Here is a 1,313-nt window from a genome sequence, read left to right as displayed (position 1 = left end):
GAAGAACTTGCTAGCCAGTCTAGTTGTGATGTATTGACAGGTTTACTTAATCGTCAGGCATTTGAACGCGGCTTAGAACAAAGTATTTCCGGTGCTGTTACTAATCAAAGTAAAGCGACTTTGATTTATATCGATGTCGATAAGTTCAATTTAACCAATACCAGCTATGGGCATCATGCTGGTGATGCTTTATTGAAGCATGTTGCTCAGACCATTAAAGCACAAGGCCTGGAAGATGCATTTTGCGGGCGTTTGGGTGGTAATGAATTTGGTATGATTTTGGTCAATTGTTCGCTTGAAACGACAAACGATGTAGCAGAAAATATTTGTAAAGAAGTCAGTTCGCAAAGCTTTACTTGGGAAGACCATGCTATCAATACGACGGTGAGTATTGGTGTTGCCGATTTTGAAGTTGAAATTGACTCCTACGACACCTTGATGCGAAAAGCGGGTGTCGCATGCGACTCTGCTAAAGAGCATGGGCGAAATCGCGTTGTACTGTATGAAGCGCTAGACAAAGACCAGCACAAGCGTGATCAGATGTTGGAGTGGGTTCAAAAGCTTGATCAGGATCTCGATGAATTGCTGACACTTCGCTGTCAGGAAATTCGTCCGATCACCACCGACCCCAATGCCAAGCCTCATTACGAAATTCTTTTGGGTGTTAGGGATAATGGTCAGGTATTGCCGCCTGTTATGTTGATCGAAGCAGCAGAACACTTTGGACGAATGGCGATGGTTGACCGCTGGGTGATACAGAACGTATTGCGTTGGATGGAGACACATGAAGAGTCTGTTGCTAAATCTGATGGCTTCTCAATTAATTTGTCTGGCAACTCTTTAAGTGATGATTCATTCCTTGAGTTTATACTAGGGCAGTTTGCAGCTAGCACGATTCCTCCGGAAATGATTTGTTTTGAGATTACTGAAACTGCAGCCATTACAAATCTGGCTGATGCGATCGAATTTATACGGGTACTAAAGCAGACTGGATGTAAGTTCTCACTAGATGACTTCGGTTCAGGTCTTTCGTCCTATGCTTACATTCAAAAACTTCCTGTTGATTTTATTAAAATCGACGGTGTGTTTATCGGCAATATCGCTAACAACGAACGTGACCAGGCTTTGGTCAAATCAATTAATGAGTTAGCTCACTTTATGGGTATGAAAACAGTTGCTGAATATGTAGAAAACTATGAAATTCTGAATGTTCTAAGAACTATTGGTGTTGACCACTCTCAAGGCTTTGGAATTAAAAAACCTGGTTTATTAGAAGAGTTAGCTTAAGTATAAGGCTTTGTGCTTGGAATACT

The 1,313-nt window shown here is 41.6% G+C and carries 1 protein-coding gene; it reads left to right on the top strand.

All coding sequences use genetic code 11. The annotated features are described in order from the left end of the window. Positions 1-1,287 (top strand): bifunctional diguanylate cyclase/phosphodiesterase (locus tag A3766_RS25170; protein ID WP_156509126.1); only part of this gene is annotated, 1,287 nt, incomplete at its 5' end. Positions 1,288-1,313 lie beyond the last annotated feature (26 nt).

It is taken from the genome of Oleiphilus sp. HI0132 (assembly GCF_001635845.1).
Note: the sequence above shows the minus strand (reverse complement) of the source record. Positions and strands in the feature narration are given on the sequence as shown.